Below are 23560 nucleotides of genomic sequence, written 5' to 3'. Positions count from 1 at the left end.
CTTATTTTTGCATCAATGAAAGAAGAAGATCGACCTATTGGTATTTTTGACTCCGGAATGGGAGGACTTACTATTGCGAAGGAAATAAAACGATTGTTACCTCATGAAAGTCTAATTTATTACGGAGATTCAAAGCATTTGCCTTATGGAGATAAATCTAAAGAAGTTATAACCGAATATTCGATAAAAATAACTAAATTTTTACTCGAAAATAATTGCAAAGCTATTGTTATTGCCTGTAATACTGCCACAGCTAACGCTTTGAAAGAAGTAATTGCTTTGGCAAATGAAAAAAATGTGCCGGTATATGATGTTATTTCACCCGTAGCTGAAAAAGTAGCCTTCACTTTTAATCAAAATGTAGGTGTGTTAGCCACCAAATCTACCATTTCTTCTCATATTTATAAAAAAAGCATTCAAAAACTAAATCCACATATTAATGTTCATGAACTAGCTGCTCCCCTGCTGGTTCCGGTAATTGAAGAAGGTTTTAATAATCATGAAATATCTTCTATAGTTCTTAAAACGTATTTAACTAATAAAAAGCTACAAAATATAGATTCTTTAATTTTAGGGTGTACTCATTATCCTATCATTATTAATGAAGTTAAAAATTTCTATTTAAATAAAATACAAGTTATTGATTCTCCACTGATCGTTGCCAATTACATTAAACAAGACCTTGAAAATAAAAAATTGACTTCACAATCTAAAAATCCTTTGTATGAATTTTATGTTTCCGATTTAACGCCTACTTTTTCTAAATTGGCAAAGAAATTTTTTGGAAGCTGCATACATCTTAAAATTGTTGATATTTTTAATATTATTAGAAATTAATTTATCAACAAAAAAGGATTTTATTAATTTATATAAAGAAAAGTTCCTTTATACCCCTAAAATAAAGATCTATTAAAAAATTCTAAAAAAAATTCGTAAATTGCATTGTTATTTCAGTATTTACTATGTTTTCATTGAGTAATATATAATTTATGGATCTAATTCGACTACATATTAGAGGTATTTCATACAGCCAAACTCAAACCGGAGCTTATGCTCTTATTTTAGAAGAAGATTTTGGTAAAAGGAAAATTCCTGTAATTATAGGAAGCTTTGAAGCACAATCCATTGCTTTAGCATTAGAGAAAGATATTACTCCTCCCCGACCAATTACTCATGATTTATTTACTACCTTTGCAAGAAGTTTTCATATTATTGTAAAAGCTGTTTTTATATATAAATTAAAAGACGGAATATTTTATTCCAATATTTTATTTCAAAACAGAGATACCGATGAGGAAATTGAAATAGATTCTCGCACTTCTGATGCCATTGCCTTAGCCGTGCGTTTTGAAGCTCCCGTTTATGCCACTAAAGAAATTTTGGAAAAAGCAGGGGTATATATGGAAATGAATGAAGATGAATTAGCCACTGAATCAACTTTTGAAAAGGCGTTAGATACCATTGAAAATCAATTGAATATCAATGATATTGAAGATTCATTTGCCCATTTAACCGATTTCGAGATTAATGATTTAATTTCTAAAGCTATAGAAAATGAAGATTATGAGACTGCAGCAAAATTAAGAGATGAACTCGTTAAACGAAAATAATCTATCTCACAACTTGTTTAAATTTATCATTATTTTATAATATTTTAACATCAATTAATTGATTATTATTTATAAATTTAAGATTCAAACTTTAAATTTATTATCTTCCTTATTTAAGTAAATAAAACATTACTTAATTTTAATGTAACATTTTTTTGAAACCTAGGTTTCAAATGATAATTAATGCCTTAACATATTTGTTTTTATACAGTAAAAAATCTTTTTTAGTTAAAAGAGTACTATCAATATATATTTTATTACATTTATATTTTTAATATATGAAATTTCAAGTAGTTTCTCAATTTAAGCCTACAGGCGATCAGCCACAGGCCATAGAATCACTTTCCAAAGGAATATTAAAAAATGAAAAGTATCAAACTCTATTAGGAGTAACCGGTTCGGGTAAAACCTTCACTATTGCCAATCTGGTTGAAAAAATTCAACGTCCGACTATCATCCTGGCGCATAATAAAACGTTGGCTGCCCAACTTTATATGGAATTTAAAGAATTCTTTCCAAATAATGCAGTAGAATATTTTGTTTCATATTACGATTATTATCAGCCTGAAGCATTTATGCCTACTACCAATACGTATATAGAGAAAGATTTGTCCATTAATGAAAATCTTGAAAAATTACGTTTAAGCGCTACTTCTGCCCTGCTTTCCGGCAGACGAGATGTATTGGTGGTTTCATCTGTTTCTTGTTTATATGGTATTGGAAATCCGGTAGAATTTAAAAGTAGCATGGTTTCATTAAAAGTGGGTCAAGCTATTTCAAAAACTAAATTACTGCAATCTTTGGTAAATGCTTTATATTCTCGCTCAGAAATCAATTTTGGAAGAGGAAATTTTAGAGTCAAAGGGGATGTAATCGATGTTTTTCCTGCTTATTCAGATACAGGAATACGAATTCAATTTTTCGGAAATGAGATTGAACGTATTGAAAATGTTGATTATGTTTCTAATAATGTAATTGATTCTATTGAAAGTATCAATATATATCCGGCTAACCTATTTGTGACTTCTCCGGAAACATTAAATAATGCTATACGAAACATACAAATTGATTTAGGTAAGCAGGTCGACTATTATAATGAAGTAGGTAAAAATCTGGAAGCTCACCGCTTAAAAGAACGAACTGAATTTGACCTGGAAATGATTAAAGAGTTAGGATATTGTTCGGGAATAGAAAATTATTCTCGATACCTCGATGGTCGTCTCCCCGGAACCCGACCTTTCTGTTTATTAGACTATTTTCCTGAAGATTATTTAATGGTAATTGATGAAAGTCATGTTACTTTACCTCAGGTTCATGCCATGTACGGAGGAGACCGAAGCAGAAAAGAAACGTTGGTAGAACATGGTTTCAGACTTCCTGCCGCACTAGACAACCGTCCTTTAAAATTTGAGGAATTTGAAATGATGCAGAATCAGGTCATTTATGTTAGCGCTACTCCTGCTGATTATGAATTGCAGAAAAGTGAAGGTATATACATTGAACAAATTATTCGTCCGACCGGATTACTGGACCCTGTAATTGAAGTGAGACCTTCTTTAAATCAAATTGATGATCTGATGGCTGAAATTCAAAAAAGAATTGATGAGGATGAAAGGGTATTAGTTACTACGCTAACTAAACGTATGGCGGAGGAATTAACTAAATATCTTACGAAATTTGGGATTAGAACTCGATTTATTCATTCAGATATTGATACATTGGAACGCGTTGAAATTATGCAGGATTTACGTATTGGTAAATTCGATGTTTTAGTTGGTGTCAATTTATTACGTGAAGGATTAGATCTTCCCGAAGTTTCTTTAGTTGCTGTACTTGACGCCGACAAAGAAGGATTTTTACGTTCGCATCGTTCTCTAACGCAAACCGCGGGTAGAGCCGCTCGTAATATTCACGGTAAGGTTATTATGTATGCGGATAAAATGACTGATAGCATGAAAAAAACTATTGATGAAACTGCCAGAAGAAGGGAAATTCAAAATCAATATAATTTAGAACATCATATTACTCCTCAACCATTAAATAAAAAAATAACCAATATTTCCATTAATAACTTGGATAATGAAGTGAAATCGTATGCTCCAAGACATGAAATTAAAAAAGTGGCAGAGGATGAACCTCAATATAAATCAGAAGATTTAGAAAAAATTATTTCTAAAAAACAAAAAGAAATGGAAAAAGCTGCTAAAAATTTAGATTTCTTAACGGCTGCTCAATATAGAGACGAAATACAGGCTTTAAAGGATAAAATGAATTTATCTAATTAAATAGTATTTTTTAGTAATACATCTATTTTATAAAAAAATAGCAACTTAAAAAAATATATATTATTATTAAACGGGATTAGATTGATTATTGGATTAATTAAAAATCTTCATTGAATATTACTAACTAAAATTTTTTTCCCAATTATAAAAATTAGGGATAGTGATATGATTAATTATACATACTATTGCTATAAATTGAAAAGGTTTTTTTAATATGTGATGGATGATTGAAAATCTTTTATTTTGAAACTTTTTTAATTTGAAATCATTGAACTTTTCTATTTTATATTTTATTTGTTATGAAATATTATGATTTCATATAGAATTCATAATTCCTGATTTTTATATAAATATCATAAAACCCCGTTATATAGCGGGGTTTTCATATTTTAAAAATTAATATTAGTTAATAGTTATTTCCCCTCTAGACATTTAGCTATCTTTTCTTCTCGATTTCCATCCTCATCCATTGAACACTTATATTTCGTCTTTATAGAAGCTAATGTTGTTTTCTCATAAGAATCACCATTTTTAATATAATACACTTTTTTTTGAGCATGATCGTCTCCGGGTAATTTATCAGTCATATCAATCGTTTGAACTTTTACTAAAGCATATAATTTATTCGGAACAATTTCTTTGCTTAATTGAACTTCATTTTCAATTAAAATAGGTCTATATGTAGCGATTTTAGTTTCTCTACCAAACATTTTTGATCTGGTTTCAAATTCTATTTTATCTATATTTTCTACATTTATTTTTTCACTTTTTCCACCTTTAGCTTTTGTAGGTGTAAAAGATATCTCCTTCATGTATTTTTTATTTTTTTTACCGAAGCTTACTCCATTTATACCTAATCTAGACCGCTGATCATTAATATAAGCTTTACCTTCTTTTAATTCTCCATTTTTTAAATAAACTTTTGCCGGAAGAGCTAATTTGTTAAATTGTCCATATGAAAACATACTAAATGTTATCATTAATAATAATAAAATTTTTTTCATAATGTTATTGTTTGTTTATATAAATTTTAGTAGATATCTTGAAAATGTTTTATAGTAGCGATATTTTTTTAAGATTTTAATTTATATAGTTTAACTCTATATAAAGATCAATTCACAATTCAATAAATTTTTAAAATAGCCGACAAATATATAATTTTTATAGATAAATTTTATATTGATTAAAATTATTCAATTAAAATATTTATAAAAGTAATGTTCAATCCTTTGATTAGCAGTCCACTGTTACGATCATAACTTAGATTTATACTTAATTTTCGTTACTTAAATTATAGATTTAGAGAGTAATAAAAAAAATCAAGCAAATTACTTAGCGGACATAGAAGTATTTATTTGAAAATTATACTTAAAAATTAATATATAGGTTCTTCAGTTCCTAAATTTTCAATTAAATTAACATTATATTGATCATTTTTACTTACTACTTCCGAATTAGAATCATTATCTAATTTTATAACAAGCTCAAATTCTTTTTCCATATCTTACTTTATTTTATACCTTTTTAATTTATTATTATCTTTATCTCCTACTAATATTAGGGCGATAATAATACTGCATTTTCTCATAGTCAACATCTCCAATTCCTATCCCTGCTCTTAAGGCTGTATTCTGAGAACAACAGAAGCCTTCCCCGTTTACGTAATCATCATTGTCTTTTCCGTTATACGGTACTTCAAAATGAGCATAATTACGTTTTATTGTTTCTAAACTTGTTTTGTACTTTTCTTTCCAATTAATGGTTACTCGTGGAAGGGACGCTCCCGCATATTCTATTCTTCTCGGATCTGCTCCAAAGCTTTCTATATCTCCCAACTTACTTACTATTCGTTGGCTTCCTGCGTAGTAATGTTTGGTATGTTTTCCATTAGAACTTACTACTAAGTAAGGGTTGATATAAGCAGTAACTATTATTATATAGGCCTAACTGTAAAATTTCGCAAAGTGCCTTATTAGCAGAAATTTCTTTTCCTAATTACACCGAACATATTCATTTGAATATTTACAATATTCTATACTTTATTCGCTCACTTAACTCTATAGATGAGTTTGAACTCTTGGATTTAATGTATAAAAAATCTTAAAAGATAAACCCCGCTAATAGCAGGGTTTGGACTTTTGTTTACATTTATGTGGTTAACTGAATAGTTCATTTAATATTATAAATATTCCGACTATTACAGCAAAATATCCACCTATATATAAATTTAATCGAACAGATTTGTCTATTAAATATTTATAATCTTCACTTTCTTTTGTTCTTGTCTTTTTATCATATTTCATATAAGCCAAACATCCAATTCCTATAACTATAAAAAATATGCCCCATAATAAATTTTCATATTTTGCTATTATATTTTCCATTTATTTTATTGGTCTTTTGATTTTTCTTCAGTCTTTATATTTGATTTTTGATCTTGTACATAATTATATAAACGTTCTGTACCTTTTATTTTTACATTTACATTTTGCTTTAATATTTCTTTAGTCAGTTTATTTGCGCCAGGGATTTTATCTACTTTCTTATTTATCTGACTTTGAATTGTTTCAACTACTATTGTTTTGCAATATTTTTTATTGATTGATCTATTTTTCATACCAACAAATCTGACGACATTTCAATATATCCTCTAACAGTAGATACAGTATTTCCTGCTCCAGAAAGAAGAATTCCCACTTCTGATCCTACTCCAGTTAATGTTAAAAAATAACCTGAAAATGACATTCCATCTCCTATGTCTTGAGCTACTTTATCTGTAAAACCAAGTGATTTTGAATCTGCATTTTCAGTAAGTTTAAATAAATCTTTCCTAACGGCATTCCATAAATCTTTTACAACTCCTGAGGTCATCGGTTTTTGGGGGAATTATTGATTTAACGCAGCTGCCTGTATCGCCGATTGATTAAACATTCCTTAGAAATATGCTTGCTTTCCGTTGGGATCTACTAACTTAACCGGATTATGATAACAATAAATATTGGTATTTAGGTTAAATGAATTATAAACTCCTCCATTATGTTGACCATCTATATAATGCTCGGTTTCATTATTCGGATTATATCCGCTTAATGGATCTGCACTTAACCATACACTTTCTCTTGGATTATAGTATCTTGCTCCGTAATAATACATTTTTTTAAATAACTCAATTAGCTAAATTAGCTTTTTTATCATTATTTCTGAAATTAATTTATCTTTTGAATCATACAAAATTCTCATTACAATAAACTACCTCTTTAATGTTGCTAATTCTTTTTTATCTTGACTGTGAATCACCCGGAGCTCTCGGAATACTGCTTCTTGATTATTTTATATGCTTTTATAAATAATCTGGCTCTTATTCACTTGGTCAAACTGCAACTATCAGATTTGATAAAATTTAAACTATAATAAAAACCCCGCTAGTTGCGGGGTTTTTATTTTCATTTATTGGGTTAACTGAATAATTCTCGAAGCAGTATAAATATTCCAGATATAACACAAAAATATCCTGTCATATATCTTCTAAAATCTAAGTTTTTATCAATTGAATCCTTATTTTCCTTGTATAAATTAGACTCTTTTGACTTTTCATACTTCATATACTTTAAAATTCCAATTCCTACTAATAAAAAGCCAATACCATATATATAACCTTTATAATTTTCATAAAATATTTCCATTATATTTTTTAATTTGAAGATTCTTTTTTTTCTTGTATATGATTATACAATTTTTCAGCAGTTTTAATTTTAATATCAGTATTTTGTTTCAGTATTTCTTTAGTTAATTTACTTGCTCCTGGAATTTTATCTATTTTATTATTTATAAATTTTTGTCCAGATTCTATAATAATTCTTTTAATAATATCTTTACCTGCGTTTTCAAATTTACCTTCTATAATATCCGCTCCAGTTTGCATGGAACTACCAGCTGATGATAGAGTATTTCCTGTATTTGAAATAATAATCCCCGCTTTTGCTCCTACTCCTGTAAGAGTTAGACCATATCCTCCATAAGTTATTACATCTCCTACGTCTTCTATTATGGAACCCGTAAAACGAAGTGATTTTGAAACTGCATTTTCCGTAAGATTAGATAAATCTTTTTTAACTCCTGACAGGACATCTTTGATAACGTCTGATGTCATTGGTTTTTGGGGGTATTGTTGATTCATAGCCGCTGCCTGCATCGCCGATTGATTAAACATTCCTTGGAAATATGCTTGTTTTCCGTTGGGATCTACTAACTTAACCGGATTATGATAACAATAAATATTGGTATTTAGGTTAAATGAATTATAAACTCCTCCATTATGTTGACCATCTATATAATGCTCGGTTTCATTATTCGGATTATATCCGCTTAATGGGTCCGCACTTAACCATATACTCTCTCTTGGATTATAGTATCTTGCTCCGTAATAATACATTTTTTTAAATAGCTCAGTTAGCTAAATTAGCTTTTAATACTTAATTTTTTAAAAATTATTTATCTTTTTATATCATACAAAATTTTCTTTTCTAAATTACCTCTATAATGTTGTTAATTCTTCTCTTATCTTGACTGTGAATCATCCGCAGCTCTCGGAATAAAATTTCTTGATTATTTTATATGCTTTTATAAATAAGCTGGCTCTTATTCCCCTACGTCGAACTGGACTTGTTGGATCGGACTAAAAAACAAAAATAAAAAATAAACTACAATAACAATAGAAAACCCCGCTAATTGCGGGGTTTTGATTTATATTAAACTAATTAAATATTCGACCATCATTTGTTATAGCATATAATTCTTTTATATTAATTGAAAGTTTAGATACTGTTCTTTTTAAATGGAAATCTCCTAATCCATCAGCATCGTATAATAAGTTTTTAAAATATTTAGGATTCTTATTATATTCTAACATTTTGATTTTACTTTTATTATTATTAACAATAGAACAATAATTATATGAATCTACAACAATTTCTTCAGGATTATTATTAAACCAATAAATCCCAAGTCCCTCATTTAAATTATAAGTTTTAATATAATTATCTTTCGGTTTAAACCAACTGGTATATTTTCCGGGTATGATAAAAGTTCCTTCTGCTGTTTTCCATACGGTTATACACTTATCTTCTGCTAAACAGTAATAGTTCCTTTTTTGAAATAAATAGAATATTAAGCATCCAACACACAATGCTATTATTATTAGTTTTATTAATATTTTTTTTAATCGTTTTTGCATTTTATGAACATTTTAATATTAGTATCTTGAGGGAACTGAAAACTTTAAAGTTGATTGCATTCGACTTCTAAAATCACCTATACCTACATTATGACCTACTCTTTCTGCTCTTTGCGTAGGTTGTCCTTCTACTTGCCATTTTCCTGTTCTCCAATTTCCTCCTTGTACCGATTGTAATCCATCAAAGCCTATTCTTGACATTCCCCATGAAAGACCTTTACTTCCTGCTACATATCCGGCTGCTACATTTCCTATATCTCGAGCGGAAGCAAAAGTGGTTCTTCCCCCATCTGATCCTTGAGAAAATCCACGTACTCCTTGAAATAATACGCCTCGATATTTGTATTGGTTTTTCATTTCATCATTTGAATTTTCATCCATTCCCCTAGTCTTAAAATCATATTTTCCACTTCCGGTAGCGTTTATCATATAGTAGGCTAAATTTAAGTAAGGAATATCTACGATCTCATTATTTAAGAAATCTATTCCACTGGTATCATTTGGATTAATCACCGCTCCTACTACTGCCTGACCTTCTTCGTCATGAAATGAATATTCTGTTAAGGATTCTCCTATGACTTCGCCAGTTCTTTCTCCATCTTTCATAACGTAAATATTCTTATCATTGTCTGCTTTTCCTGCTACTACAGTATAAGTACCATCAGAATTTGCTTCTACTCCTGTCCACTCTGCTTTCATTCCCGTTGGGTCTATAAACTTAACCGGATTTTGGTACGCATACTGATATGGAGTCATCGTTTTTTCAAACATTTGATCCGCACTCAACCAAACAGATTCCCTTGGATTATAGTATCTTGCTCCATAATAATACATTTTTTTAAATAGCTCAGTTAGCTAAATTAGCTTTTAATACTTAATTTTAAAAATTTATTTATCTTCTTTATCATACAATATTATCTTTATTCTCAACTTTTACACAACCTCGGTTAATTTAACATTATTTGTCCATAGAGCACAAAAATATTTAGAAAACAATTTAAGGGATATTTACAATAAACTTCAACTCCACCGCTCACTTATCCCTTAGTATAAACTGGAATTGTTGAATTTAATTAATAAAGAAGAATAGTTTTTTTTAATATAAAAAGCGGAACTAAATGTTCCGCTTTTATATTTTAATATTTAATTCGAAAAACCCTCCTTGCTTAGATGGGGCTTTTAGTTATTATTTTTTTTTAATTTTTTATATAACCAGACTAAAAAATAGACAATACTATAAATACATGAAAATATTCCTAATATAAGATAACTTGTTGATTTATCAAATGGCATAACATAGTAATATAATTGAACTAATCCAAAGATCAATATTACACCAATTAATGTAAATATAAGTAATATTATAAATAATCGTAAAGCATCTTTTCCTTTTACATTCATAATTACATAGTATTATTTTTCTATTTTTTCTAAAACTGGTGTCCCTACCTCTATTTTAGTCTGTTTTCTATTTCCTTTAGCATCCCTATACCAACGTACGGTTGAGAAATAACCTTGTCGTAAATAATCTGTCGTAGAAATGGATCCTGCTATTCCTGTAGTAAAATCAGAAAATGAACTAGCTAATACGTTAGATACTCTATCAGCATAATATTTAGTTGGAGACATTCCATGTTTAACATAAAAATTATTTACCTTCCCTATGCTTCCTTTAGTTAATACTATTGATAACCTATCTCCCATAGTTACGGCAACACTTTTTGTTATACTACTATTTACAATAGCCTTACTCAAACTTCCTCCTAAAACAGATAATCCTACACTAATTGCAACTTCTGTTGTGTTAATTTTACTCACATTCCCATCATTTACTATTATTTGGTCTGCTGCTGTTCCTATACCACTTGCTGCAGCGGCTACAGCTATATTTCCTGTTGCTCCTGCTACAAATCCTGTACCTGCAGCTGTTCCAATTCGTGCCCAAGTCTTTCCACTGGAAAAATTTAAGGTTCCATCCTGAGATTGAGCCCAAATATTAATACCTGTATTTACCACAGAACCAATCATACCTGTTATAACCGGGATAGGTATAGCTCCTTCATAGTCAATATAATTTACTGGGTTTTGAAAAGCATAAGCGTAATGATTTAAATTTCTAGAATCTAATATATCGTTATATTTGTCTATATCTAGATAATCTTTAAAAAGTGGATCCACACTCAACCATACACTTTCTCTTGGATTATAGTATCTTGCTCCATAATAATACAGTCCTGTTTCTTCATCTAACTCTTTTCCATTAAACAAATAAGGGGTATTCCAACTGTTGTTTCTCTCCTCTATAAACACTTCTCCAAACGGTACATATTCTACATGTTGTACTATTTCGCCGTCTAAGTTAGTGATATAACTTGAGCTGCCCAAATGATCCGGGTGATAATAATACTGCATTTTCTCATAGTTCACATTGCCGATTCCTATACCTGCTCTTAAGGCTGTATTCTGAGAACAACAGAAGCCTTCCCCGTTTACGTAATCATCGTTGTCTTTCCCGTTATACGGTACTTCAAAGTACGCATAGTTCCCTTTTAAGTCTTCAATGCTTCTTTGGTATTTCGCTTTCCAGTTGATCGTTACTCCAGGTACGCTTGATCCTGCATATTCTATTCTTCTCGGATCTGCGCCAAAGCTTTCTATATCTCCCAACTTACTTACTATTCGTTGGCTTCCTGCGTAGTAATGTTTGGTATATTTTCCATTTGGACTTACTACTAAGTAAGGGTTGATATAGGCCGTGAATCCTTGTGTTTCGGTATTGCCGCCTGAGAATAAGGAATTGATATACACTTGTTCACTTTCGCCGCTTGTTTTGATTACTCGTTCTCCTGTAGCATCGTATACATAGTTACTTACATACCCATTATCATCTATGGACATTAATCGGTTTTCTTCATCCCAGCGTAATTTCCTTTCTTGCGTTTGGCTGGTTTTTCTTAAATCCTTCTTCTCTAATTCTACATTTACATAGGTTAGATTTCCGTTTAAATCATAGTGGTAATTCTTGTGCTCTTGGCGTTTTTCTTCTTCTTGACTTTCTTCTTCTCTGTTATTTATGTCTTGAACGGTTTTTATTTGATTCTTTTTCGTTGAATCGTAGGTATACGATAAGTCATAGCCTGCTTTTAATCCGCCTTCAATCATTATGCCTTGTTGACTTACTTGTTGGTTTTTGCTTACTATATTATGTAAGTTATCGTAGCCCATTTGCAAGCGGTATGCGGCCGTTTTGTTATCAGCTCCTGTGTAACTTCCTTGTGCCTGTACTAAGCGGTAAAGTCCATCGTAGGCATAATCATGTTGCATTTGTCCCCCCATAGTCTTTTGGTTGTCCTGAGGTAGCGGGGCTTGGTTGGATACGCTTAATACATTGCTAACAGCGTCATAGGTATATTTGTTACTAATGATCTGAGTTTTTACTCCTGTTCCTTGCGTTTTCGGTGATACCCAAACTTGTAAATCACTAAGTCTTCTTCTTTCCGGATCATACGTATAAGTGGTTTCCGAGCCGTTGCAATATTTAAGATAATTTCTTTGTTCGAATTTATCATAGCCTATTTTATTTACATAGTCATAGCTATAAGCCTTGCTTCCCTTAATTCCGGTTAACAACCCTGCTGTATTATAGATATAATCTACTTTTTCTTGATCAGGATAGATGATCTGCTCTAGTTTATTCCAGCTGTCGTACTTGGTTTGGGTTATATTATTCCTGGATGAATTTAATCTATTTCAGATTAACAAAAATCTTAGGTTTTACCCTGAAATCTCTTCGTAAAATTAAGTAGACCGTTTTATTAGCTGATCTCTTATTCATTAATTACACGGAACACAACCAATGGGATATTTATAACATCCTTGTGCTTATTCGCTCTCTTATCCCTAAAAAGGAACTCGAACTCTTAGATCTGTTGAATAAGGAGTAACAAAAAAGAGACCGATAGAAATAAATCTATCGGCTCTTACAATATTGTAGTATAAATCCTATCAACCTATTTTAAGACGGGACAACTTTAAGTTTAGAAATCATTTAAAAATCACTTACCCAATATAAGCAATTTCAGTATTTTTTTGATTTAAATCTGTATAAAAAAATATTTTACCTTCATCTATTTTTATCAAATCAATTAATTCATATACTTTTTTACTTATAAAAATTACATTTAATGATTTTAAATCAATTTTACATAAAACAAAGCCGGATACACACAACTTTCTTATAAATAATGGTAAATATAAAAAATTATCTTCATATAAAGATGGTCCTCCAAATCTCATCTTAGGAATTAATGTGTCATTTATGGAAAGAAAACCTACCTCTGGACCACCTTGTGTTACTTCAAAAAGGGAGCTATACTTTATATGATATTCTTTTACATTAAAATCATATCTAAAATAAAATGGACTTTCTATTTTTTTCATCTAACTAATTTAAATGATTGATTAATAACCGATCTTGATTCGGTTATAAATTGCAAACTTCCACCCGTATACATCCCACCTTGTGGCCCGATAATACCAAACTTTATAGGAGTTCCTTTTGGTATTATCCCTTGTGTATATTGTGTTAAAGGATTCCATTCTGTTTTTATAGCAGCAAATGTCCTATTTTGTAACTCTCCAGAACCTATTCTTAATCCCCAAAAATCTCCACCACTAACTTTCATACTTCCAAATCTTTGTACTGGAATATCCATTGGGGCTTTAACTTTTATACCTCCAAATAAAAATCCATCGGATGTTGTTACTAATCTAGAAAGAGGCTTCAAAACTTTCCCAATACCATATCCTACCAACATTTCTCCTCCTCCTTGACCCACACCCATCGCAACCTGATGATCCCATCTATCAAAGTAAGATCCCTGAGAAAGACTACTTATACTTCCAGCCAATGGATTTCCTTCCCCTGCACTTTCTTCAGATATTGTTGATGTCCCACCATAAGAAATATGTGCAAATAATCCGCTATTTGAATATTCTAAACTATGATGAGTACTCTCCGAATCTAAATCTGTATAACTCACATGCCATGATTTAAATGAATCACGAGTACCTTTCCTTGTCGAAACTGACTCACTCCTTACACTTCGATCATTTCTCAATGATCTAGCTTTATCTTCTGCCTGAATCCTTGCTTTTGATTTAAATAAGTTTCCTATTCCCCTCCAAAGGCCTCCACCACCATCTTCCGCTATCATCCCCGTAGGATCGGTAAATCTAATAGGATTCTGGTACGTATATTGATACGGAGTGCCTGTTTGTTCAAACATTGGATCAAAGCTCAAGAATATACTCTCTCTAGGATTATAGTATCTTGCTCCATAATAATACAGTCCTGTTTCTTCATCCAACTCTTTTCCATTAAATAAATAAGGGGTATTCCAACTGTTATTTCTTTCTTCTATAAACACTTCTCCAAACGGTACATATTCTACATGCTGTACTATTTCGCCGTCTAAGTTAGTGATATAACTTGAGCTGCCCAAATGATCCGGGTGATAATAATACTGCATTTTCTCATAGTTCACATTGCCGATTCCTATCCCTGCTCTTAAGGCTGTATTCTGAGAACAACAGAAGCCTTCCCCGTTTACGTAATCGTCATTGTCTTTTCCGTTATACGGTACTTCAAAGTACGCATAGTTTCCTTTTATGTCTTCAATGCTTCTTTGGTATTTCGCTTTCCAGTTGATCGTTACTCCAGGTACGCTTGATCCTGCATACTCTATTCTTCTCGGATCTGCGCCAAAGCTTTCTATATCTCCCAACTTACTTACTATTCGTTGGCTTCCTGCGTAGTAATGTTTGGTATATTTTCCATTTGGACTTACTACTAAGTAAGGGTTAATATAGGCTGTGAATCCTTGTGTTTCGGTATTGCCGCCTGAGAATAAGGAATTGATATACACTTGTTCGCTCTCGCCGCTTGTTTTGATTACTCGTTCTCCTGTAGCATCGTACACATAGTTACTTACATACCCATTATCATCTATTGACATTAATCGGTTTTCTTCATCCCAGCGTAATTTCCTTTCTTGCGTTTGATTTGTTTTTCTTAAATCCTTCTTCTCTAATTCTACATTTACATAGGTTAGATTTCCGTTTAAATCATAGTGGTAATTCTTGTGCTCTTGGCGTTTTTCTTCTTCTTGACTTTCTTCTTCTCTGTAATTTATGTCTTGAACGGTTTTTATTTGATTCTTTTTCGTTGAATCGTAGGTATACGATAAGTCATAACCTGCTTTTAATCCGCCTTCAATCATTATGCCTTGTTGACTTACTTGTTGGTTTTTGCTTACTATGTTATGTAAGTTATCGTAGCCCATTTGCAAGCGGTATGCGGCCGTTTTGTTATCAGCTCCTGTGTAACTTCCTTGTGCCTGTACTAAGCGGTAAAGTCCATCGTAGGCATAGTCATGTTGCATTTGTCCCCCCATAGTCTTTTGGTTGTCCTGAGGTAGTGGGGCTTGGTTGGATACGCTTAATACATTGCTAACAGCGTCATAGGTATATTTGTTATTAATGATCTGAGTTCTTACTCCTGTTCCTTGCGTTTTCGGTGATACCCAAACTTGTAAATCGCTAAGTCTTCTTCTTTCAGGATCATACGTATAAGTGGTTTCCGAGCCGTTGCAATATTTAAGATAATTTCTTTGTTCGAATTTATCATAGCCTATTTTATTTACATAGTCATAGCTATAAGCTTTGCTTCCTTTTATTCCGGTTAACAACCCTGCTGTATTATAGATATAATCTACTTTTTCTTGATCAGGATAGATGATCTGCTCTAGTTTATTCCAGCTGTCGTACTTGGTTTGGGTTACGTAGGTAGCGATTGCTTGATTAGGAATTATCACAGTTCTGCGTACTTCGGTGATTTCTCCTAAAGTACCGTATTTATACTCTTGAGCTCCGGTTGCATCTTCAACTAAAGATACTCTTCCTTTTCGGTTATATTTGGAATTTTTATTTCCGTAATGGTAGGTAACGTTATTTTGCGGATGTTCTGGATAATGTATTGATTTTAATCGGGTATAATCATATTCGTATTCTATTTTTTGGTTTGTTTTTTCTAAGTTGGAAGTCTGACGACTTATTACATTTCCTAAGGCATCGTAACTTAATCGGGTAATTCCTGCACTTGGATGTGATAATTGAATTCTTCTTCCGGCTAAGTCATACTTCGATTGAGTGATTTGTCCCTCGGTATCGATGACTTCTAATAATTGATTAATACCATCGTAAGCATAACGGGTAGTAATTATTCCTGACGGGCCGGATAATTGTTCGGTCTTAACAGTAAGCCCAGATCCGTTGGCATAGGTTTTCAGTTTTCCTCCCATAGCATCCGTAACGATGGTTACTTGTTGCCTTTCAGTCGGATTTATTGTATACTCGGTGGTTTGAGTACTGGAATCCGGAAGGATAGTTGCTACGGTACGGTCTAACAGGTCATAGTTGCTTACACTTGGGTTTACTTTATCGAAGTTTCGATTAAATTCTATGGCATGTTCCGGCGATTCGGTAATCGGATAGTAGCTTTTTACTACTCGTCCGAATGGATCCAGCATAGTTCTTCCGCTTACAATAAGTACCTTTTCGTCCTGAGGATTACTTCCGTTTGCATCGGTCTTGGTTATCACTCCGTCTTTTTTTACCTGCAAGGTTCTTCCTGCTCCGTCAACAAAACTAAATGTTTTTATATCCTCTGTAGGGTGTTGCGGATTGTAATGATAAGTTATTGCATAAGCAGGGTTTTCAATGTCTCCATCTGAATTTAAAACTACTGACGGATTATACTTATATTTTATGGTATAAGGTAAATCCAATTCCAATTCATTTGGTCCGGTGATGGTCTCAATTCTTCCCAGATTATCTATTGTGGTTTCTGTGAAATATCCGTTGATATCTTTACTAGTTAACGGTATTCCATAACGATAATCATAATTTTCTAATAAACCGGTATATCCATAAGCATCATCAATACGCTCTACATACATATGGTAATCTTTATCGTATCGATATTTATACCACATTCTTTGGCCTTTAGTATTGGCCGGTAAAGTTTTTTGGGTAATATTTCCGTACTTGTCGTAAGTTATATCGGTTACCGATTCTTCTTTATCATTGAGTTTTTGACGAACTCGGGTAAGATGATTAGCATAGTTTAGATCATATTCTGCCGTTACTTCTCTTTGAACATTTCCATCGGATCCTTTGACTTGAACTTTTACCGGTAATCCGAAAATGTTCTTATTAGGATTAGAGGTATAGGAAATGGATGTTTGATAGTTATAGCTTCCTGCTCCGTTTTCGCCTAAGTTTCCGCTATCACTGTATCGGTAGTTGGATAGTTCTCCGTATTGATCTACCAAGTCATACGAATACCAGGTTTCATTGGTTATTATCCCTTGATCTTTACCTTCAAACACCGTATTGCGGGTATATTGTAGTGGAGTAAAGGACGCTTGGTCATCAGAACATACTATGTTGGAAGAAATGCTATAGTTGTTTCTATCCTTTTGTTTTACTTCGTATTGATAGTATTTGTTTTCAGTTTGGGCATATTTTTTCCCTTGAGCATCGGTGATGGTTGTTTTTAATAAATTACCTGAAGTATAGTAATTCGTAACATCATATTCTTCAATGGTTTTTCTATATACTTGATTGTTATTTTCGGTATTTATATTAATTTTTTCAACTTTTCCAAAACCTAAAAACTCTCTTTCATGTCTGTCTTGTTTTCCTTCCAGGTAGCGATATTCCGTACGCATATTAGCACCATCATCATGAATTCCGTCATCAATTTCTACGGATGATAACACCCATTTTCCTCCCGGATGTTCATAAGTAGCTTCGGAACGGTTATAATCAAGCATGAATTTTCCCCCTATGGAATTGGATACTTTGCTCAATTTATTGGTTCTTCCAATAGTAGAACGCTTCACTTTTATACTTCCCGAATTATCCGTCCATACCATATCAGGATATCCGTCACCGTCAACATCTTTAAGCTCAAAAGTTGTATGACCGGTAGAGGTTGAAGAGTTTATACCCGGATTGATTGAAAATTTCAAATTAAAAGGTGGAGGAATAATAACGTTTAAAGTATACGCTACATGGGTAGAAACACTTACCGAGTTTGATTTTGCAATTCGACTTAATTGTTTCCACTCTATTTCGGGAGCAAAGTTAGTTCCTCTATTTAAAGACACCCACGCTTTTCCGTCACTAATACGTACTTTATCAATTAAACCATCGCTGTTGACATCCATCAAATTAAAGGTAGGATTGTTGGTTACGGTGGTCACATTAACACCTCCGGCAAAACTTGAAGATGCTTTATCGGTAGCTTTGGCAACTATCGGAATATCTACGCCTCCGGAAATTGCTTCGGATTTTGCTGATTGTATTTCGGTTATATCCCAATCTACTTCAGGAGTAAAGCTGTACCCCAAATTCAAACGTACTTTTCCATTTTTATACACTTTATCCGGTAAACCGTCTCCGTTGAGGTCTATCAAGGTATGCTCCACATTTTCACTCATTTTCGGAGCGCTGATAGACAAGTCTACAGAGCTTATTCCCAATTCTGAGGCTTTAGAATCTTGAGAATTTTGTTGTTCCGAACTCTGTTTTTTGGTAAAAAGGGCAGCCGCAGATATAGGATTAGCTCCTAAACCATAAGCCTGACTGGTGGTATTGCTGCGATGATTGCCCGGAAATCCGTTACGTGAATCGATAATTTCTCCGTCGAAACCTCCACGGGTATTGGTGAATTGTATTTTATTTTTGGTTATAATATCCGGATATCCGTCTCCATTCATATCGGTAAATGACAAACGAGTTTCGTCACTGCCTTCGGAACTATTATATGTTATTCCAAACCCTTTTAAAGTTCCTTCATCTTTATTAGCTCCCGATTGTTTTGTTGTGCTTTTGGATTTACTTAGTAACTTTACTCCTACTGCCGAAGATCCTTGAAGACAATTTCCTGAAGAGGTAAATTTATTACTTAAACCTTCCAATGGGTTGGTAAGTTTAACCTCTTTTTCACCTAATCGGGATGCACTCATGCTTGAATCTTTAGTATATACATAGCGGTCTGCTCCCGTCCAATAACTTTTGGTTTCAATATCTAATCCCATCGGAATAAAAATCATGGTACGAGGATCCATATCAGCATTTTCATCCTGCGGCAATTTTAATTCCTTTTCATCTATAGGACGTGCAAAACGTCCGGCATTGGCATTGTAGATAAATTGACCCCATCCGCGATACATAGGTCCAAAACCTTTGTCTGAATCTTTTACAAAAATATTTGCATATCCATTAGACGACAATCCGTTTTCGGTTTGCAAAGTAAAAGTTAAAGCTTTCAAATTTTTGATGATTGTTGCATCCTTGGTAAATGCTTCTACCCAAATATTTTCAGTTAAAGCACCATTTGCCTCAACTTTCAAATCCGTTAAAGGTGGAGTAACAACAATTCCATTCTCAACTCTGATTTTATATCTTCCCAATAATCCTGTTTTTTTCTTAATGGTAATCGCAAGATCTCCATTCAAAACGGAAGAATTCATAGGATCATTTGCCAGCGCTTGAAATGTAAGCGATATATTTTTAGTTTGGCTTGCATTTTCAAAAGTTAATGGATAATAATTTCCTTCCCATTTCTGATGGTAAATGCTGTAATTAACACTTCCCGGTTCTGCCTCTTGGCTGTCATCTAATTTTATCTGTGGTTTCCAACTAATTTTTTTCCAATTCACTTGGCTGGGTGAACTCAAAGTAAAATAAAAGTTTGTCCAATTTTTGCCTTCAGGTACAGGTATTTCCAAATTTCCTTGATGAGATTCGTTCCAACTGTATGTTTTTTCATAAACTATAACTTCTTCGGAACGACTGTCATTGGTTTGAATAACTTTTACCGTAACGTCATCAGATGTGATCGGTTTTTCAAAAGTTCCAAATATTACGGCTTTTTTAAAATCACCGACACTGGTAGCTACATCCTGTGAAGCTATGTGGGATTCTGAGGATGGAAAACGATACATTTTTTGCCCGTCTGGATTTATACTGTTTAAGTCTGCTTCAGCAAGGGCGGTTTGTTCGTAGGTTATAACAGGATTCCATTGTACTTGATCAAAGCTTCCATTAGACATTTCCTGGTTTCCGGATTGTACTCGGAAATAAATTTTATCTCCTTTTTTTATAGTCTCGGATAATTTTATATTGGCAGGATAATTAGTAAAATCACCTTTGTTTATACTCTTATTCCATTTTTCTTTTCCTTTATATTGGATAGCAACCCTCACCCCGTCGGCTTTTTCATATTCTTCGGTATCGTAATCTCCCGTTGGTGCTTGTAACTGTACATTTCCTTCTATTCTTATTTTCCCGTCAAAAGGTGCTTCCCATAATTTTACAACATCATAAAGTGGAGAATTATAAATAAGATCTTTTTGTTCCTGAGGATCTACCGCAGTATCAGAACTGTCAATAGTTCCTCCCCCCATAATCGGACTAGGAGTTGTAGCGCTTTCTAAAGAAAAGCTGGGTATAAGATTTCCGTCTTTATCTCGAATAATTCGATTAAAATACACTTTTCCATTGGAAACTATATCGATCAATCCATCACTGTTTACATCAGAAAAGTAAACCGTTGTTGTTGTATTTGTTGTACCTCCGCTTACTCCTACTGTCACCGCAGCCATCCACTTCCCTACTTTGGCTGATCCACCGGTATTAGTGCTGGTTGATTTGGTTTTAGAGAATTTGTTTACACCTTTTATGGCTAAAGGTTTACCAAATTTTTCTCCTTTTAGAGGTGTTAGCAAATGAGGTTCATAATATAATACTCCATTTTTTTGGTATACTTTATCCGTTAAACCATCACCGTTGATGTCTATAAAAATTGATTTACCTTCGGTTACACTATTACTATAACTATAGCTTCCTCCTATGGTACCACTATTAAAGATGACATCGCCTTTATTAAGACCTATCCCGGCATAAAAAGATCCTCCATAGGATGTTGTGGAACTTTCGTTTATCTTTTCTCCTTTTTTTGCCCAAGTTTCTTCATTTTGACTAAAGGCTATATATCCCTCTTGAGATTTAACATCATCATAATATTCAAAACGATTGGAAGTAAATTCTTTTCCTTGATCGTCTTTGTGCGTTATCCGGTCTAAAAGATCTGTATAAAATGCTCCGGATTTATATTTTAATTCATATTCTCTTAATTTACTTCCTTCAAAATCTATCTCAACATGGGTAAGTAAGCGATTAGAAGAGGTAAAAAATCCATATCGAGCTGAATTTGTTTCTTTTTGCTTAGTTTTAGCAGAAGTAAATTTAACTACTGTATGCGCATTTTGTCCTTTGTTACCGGCATGTACTTCTTTAAGATATAAAGCTTTGGATTTCAAACCTCCTTTTACCGGTTCTTCCACTTGTTCATAAATATATTCAATCCAATCTCCGTGAAGTTCTTCTACTCTGGAAACTTTCCATTCCGTTATTACGTCTTTGCTCTTTCCGGATATATCGGTAACAGTTCCTTTAAGTATTCCTCCATTTCCTCCGTAAGTATATTTAACCCCTTTTCTATTGGTTACTTCCCAGGTATAATTTCCCGGATTAGATCCTTTCCTTTGAATGGTAGCAAAGCTCCCTTCTTTTCTGGAATAAAATAATCGATCCGATTTTCTGGCTATTTTTTCTCCTCTGTGGGCTATGGACGTATTTCCATCGGCTCCCAGGGTTACCAACTGGGTTCCATCCATCGTATAGGTTTCGGTTTCTTTTGAGGTATCGTATCTCGGTACTCCCCAACGAGTATCTACTGTTATACTCGGAATATTCATATCCCAGCCTTCGCCTAACCATCCGCTACCTCCATCACTGTTATACTGAATACCTAGAGATGGACTCATTCCATTACGAGCGGGAGGCATTTCAAAGGTATAACTTAACGCTGCGGAACCACGATTATTGGCAGTCGGTGCACTTATTAAATTCACCTTTGACAACGGATCGGCAACTTTGATATCGCTCATGGTTGTGGGTGTAAAACCATTAGTTTCCGGCGATTCCGGTACTTGTATCACCCCGTTAATCATATCGGTGAAATGAGTAGTTCGGGATATGATTACTTGATTTTTGGTATCTATACTGTCTCGTTCCAAAGCTACCCAATGATGGCTTTCCAAATCAAAATAGAAAGTACGGATATCTTTTTCGGTATAGCCGTTCGGAATTTTAGAGCGGTCGTAAGCCAACTTGAGTATTGCCCCTTCATTGAAATGCTCTCCATGAGGTAAAAATTTATACCCGTCTGCTTTTCCCGTCACATTTTTCATACCCATATCCAGTGCGGGAATGTCAATACTTCTTAATCCACGGATCAGTATTTGCTTGTCACTTAACAAATTCTTACCATTTACACTCAATTCAGCTCCTAAAAGATGTATTTTATTATTTGTCTGATCTTTTTTAAACCATATTTGCTCTTGTGCTGTGTTAGATTGCAAGGAATACGAGTAATCTTGTTTTCCGGTTACAATTTTGGTTTCTCTGACATTTTTAATTCCTTCGGTAACCAATTCAACGGTAGAAACTTTACCGGAAAGTACAACTTCAAATTCACCTTGACAGGTAGAAATTTCTGTATTGTTAATTACTAATTTGCGATCTTTTCCGTCTGCAAAATATCCTTTTACATAGGTATCTCCTCCTTCAAAAGCAAATGCCTCCCAGGTAATAGTACCTACAGGAGATTCTTGTTTTTCTACTTCAATTTTTAAGTTCTTTATTTTATATCCGTATCCGGCATCCTGCGGAATAGCAAATTGAATCGTGTTATCACCGGTTTTCAGCCAATCTGAATTAATTTCTTCTTTTTGATGAGTCCATCCGGAATATTTTTTCACTAAATATCCTCCTCTGCTCATTCGGTCGTTGATACTTTTGGAAATTCCGTTTTTATCGGAAACTCCATATAATTCATAAGTCAAATATACTTTTTGATCCTGCTGCGGTTTTTGATCCAGATATACCGTGAAAATATTATCTTCCGGATTATCAAAAATTTTATTCTCTAAAGTACCGATTACTCCTTCTGAAATATTAGCACTGTAAAGAATAGACTTTGAAGTAATTAATTTTTCTGATTTACTATTTTTTTGGGTTTCCTCACCTTTACTCATCACCGATTTTTGAGGGTTTCCAGATTCAGAATTCTCATCAACGGTTTCAGAATGCTTAGTAAGTACTAAACGTTTCTCCCTTAATTCATACTTCTTATGTTCAATTAAAGGAATATATGGGGAAAAGCTCTGTAATGCCATCGTGGATAGTAACACGAGTGAAACAAAACGGGCTTGCTTTGAATTTAATTTCATAATGAT

Annotated in this window: 16 protein-coding genes; 3 read left to right on the top strand and 13 right to left on the bottom strand. The window is 33.0% G+C overall.

Annotation, left to right across the window (positions count from 1 at the left end):
• The first annotated feature begins 15 nt into the window (after window positions 1-15).
• From murI to uvrB, 3 genes are all read left to right on the top strand, one after another.
• Window positions 16-837 (top strand): glutamate racemase, encoded by an 822-nt coding sequence (gene murI, locus G8C43_RS00590; RefSeq protein ID WP_105297369.1) that lies wholly within the window; start codon window positions 16-18, stop codon window positions 835-837.
• A gap of 152 nt (window positions 838-989) precedes the next feature.
• Window positions 990-1610: a bifunctional nuclease family protein gene (locus tag G8C43_RS00585; RefSeq protein ID WP_166003343.1), complete on the top strand. Its 621-nt coding sequence runs from the start codon at window positions 990-992 to the stop codon at window positions 1608-1610.
• Between the two features lie 278 nt (window positions 1611-1888).
• The gene (gene uvrB, locus G8C43_RS00580; RefSeq protein ID WP_166003341.1) at window positions 1889-3895 is read left to right on the top strand and encodes an excinuclease ABC subunit UvrB; all 2007 of its coding nucleotides are present in this window, start codon (window positions 1889-1891) and stop codon (window positions 3893-3895) included.
• A 413-nt stretch (window positions 3896-4308) separates the two neighbouring features.
• On the opposite strand, the gene G8C43_RS00575 is transcribed toward uvrB, so the two are convergent.
• From G8C43_RS00575 to G8C43_RS00520, 13 genes are all read right to left on the bottom strand, one after another.
• Entirely contained in the window at window positions 4309-4899 is a 591-nt protein-coding gene (locus G8C43_RS00575; RefSeq protein ID WP_166003339.1) for a hypothetical protein, read from the bottom strand.
• A 371-nt stretch (window positions 4900-5270) separates the two neighbouring features.
• Window positions 5271-5396, bottom strand: a complete 126-nt coding sequence (locus tag G8C43_RS09950) for a hypothetical protein (protein WP_255490390.1) — start codon at window positions 5394-5396, stop codon at window positions 5271-5273.
• 40 nt (window positions 5397-5436) lie between these two features.
• Window positions 5437-5730 (bottom strand): hypothetical protein, encoded by a 294-nt coding sequence (locus G8C43_RS00570; RefSeq protein WP_166003337.1) that lies wholly within the window; start codon window positions 5728-5730, stop codon window positions 5437-5439.
• A 321-nt stretch (window positions 5731-6051) separates the two neighbouring features.
• The gene (locus G8C43_RS00565; RefSeq protein WP_166003335.1) at window positions 6052-6279 is read right to left on the bottom strand and encodes a hypothetical protein; all 228 of its coding nucleotides are present in this window, start codon (window positions 6277-6279) and stop codon (window positions 6052-6054) included.
• A gap of 5 nt (window positions 6280-6284) precedes the next feature.
• Complete coding sequence (locus G8C43_RS00560; RefSeq protein WP_166003333.1) at window positions 6285-6512, bottom strand: hypothetical protein; 228 nt, start codon at window positions 6510-6512, stop codon at window positions 6285-6287.
• Window positions 6509-6766, bottom strand: coding sequence for a hypothetical protein (locus G8C43_RS00555; RefSeq protein WP_166003331.1), 258 nt, complete (start codon window positions 6764-6766; stop codon window positions 6509-6511). Before G8C43_RS00555 ends, G8C43_RS00560 begins: the two co-directional genes overlap by 4 nt.
• Window positions 6767-6829: 63 nt before the next feature.
• Window positions 6830-7048, bottom strand: a complete 219-nt coding sequence (locus G8C43_RS00550) for a hypothetical protein (RefSeq protein WP_166003329.1) — start codon at window positions 7046-7048, stop codon at window positions 6830-6832.
• A gap of 538 nt (window positions 7049-7586) precedes the next feature.
• The gene (locus tag G8C43_RS00545; RefSeq protein WP_166003327.1) at window positions 7587-8327 is read right to left on the bottom strand and encodes a hypothetical protein; all 741 of its coding nucleotides are present in this window, start codon (window positions 8325-8327) and stop codon (window positions 7587-7589) included.
• A 321-nt stretch (window positions 8328-8648) separates the two neighbouring features.
• The gene (locus G8C43_RS00540) at window positions 8649-9128 is read right to left on the bottom strand and encodes a hypothetical protein (RefSeq protein WP_166003325.1); all 480 of its coding nucleotides are present in this window, start codon (window positions 9126-9128) and stop codon (window positions 8649-8651) included.
• An 18-nt stretch (window positions 9129-9146) separates the two neighbouring features.
• Window positions 9147-9962: an RHS repeat-associated core domain-containing protein gene (locus G8C43_RS00535; RefSeq protein ID WP_166003323.1), complete on the bottom strand. Its 816-nt coding sequence runs from the start codon at window positions 9960-9962 to the stop codon at window positions 9147-9149.
• 579 nt (window positions 9963-10541) lie between these two features.
• Window positions 10542-12758, bottom strand: coding sequence for an RHS repeat domain-containing protein (locus tag G8C43_RS09945; protein WP_255490389.1), 2217 nt, complete (start codon window positions 12756-12758; stop codon window positions 10542-10544).
• A gap of 429 nt (window positions 12759-13187) precedes the next feature.
• The gene (locus G8C43_RS00525) at window positions 13188-13568 is read right to left on the bottom strand and encodes a hypothetical protein (RefSeq protein ID WP_166003321.1); all 381 of its coding nucleotides are present in this window, start codon (window positions 13566-13568) and stop codon (window positions 13188-13190) included.
• Window positions 13565-23554 carry a SpvB/TcaC N-terminal domain-containing protein gene (locus G8C43_RS00520; protein ID WP_166003319.1) on the bottom strand — a complete coding sequence of 3330 codons (9990 nt, stop codon included), beginning with the start codon at window positions 23552-23554 and terminating at the stop codon, window positions 13565-13567. Before G8C43_RS00520 ends, G8C43_RS00525 begins: the two co-directional genes overlap by 4 nt.
• Window positions 23555-23560: the final 6 nt, after the last annotated feature.

It is taken from the genome of Apibacter sp. B2966, assembly GCF_011082485.1.
Taxonomy (GTDB): domain Bacteria; phylum Bacteroidota; class Bacteroidia; order Flavobacteriales; family Weeksellaceae; genus Apibacter.
This window is presented reverse-complemented; position numbering and strand designations above follow the sequence as displayed.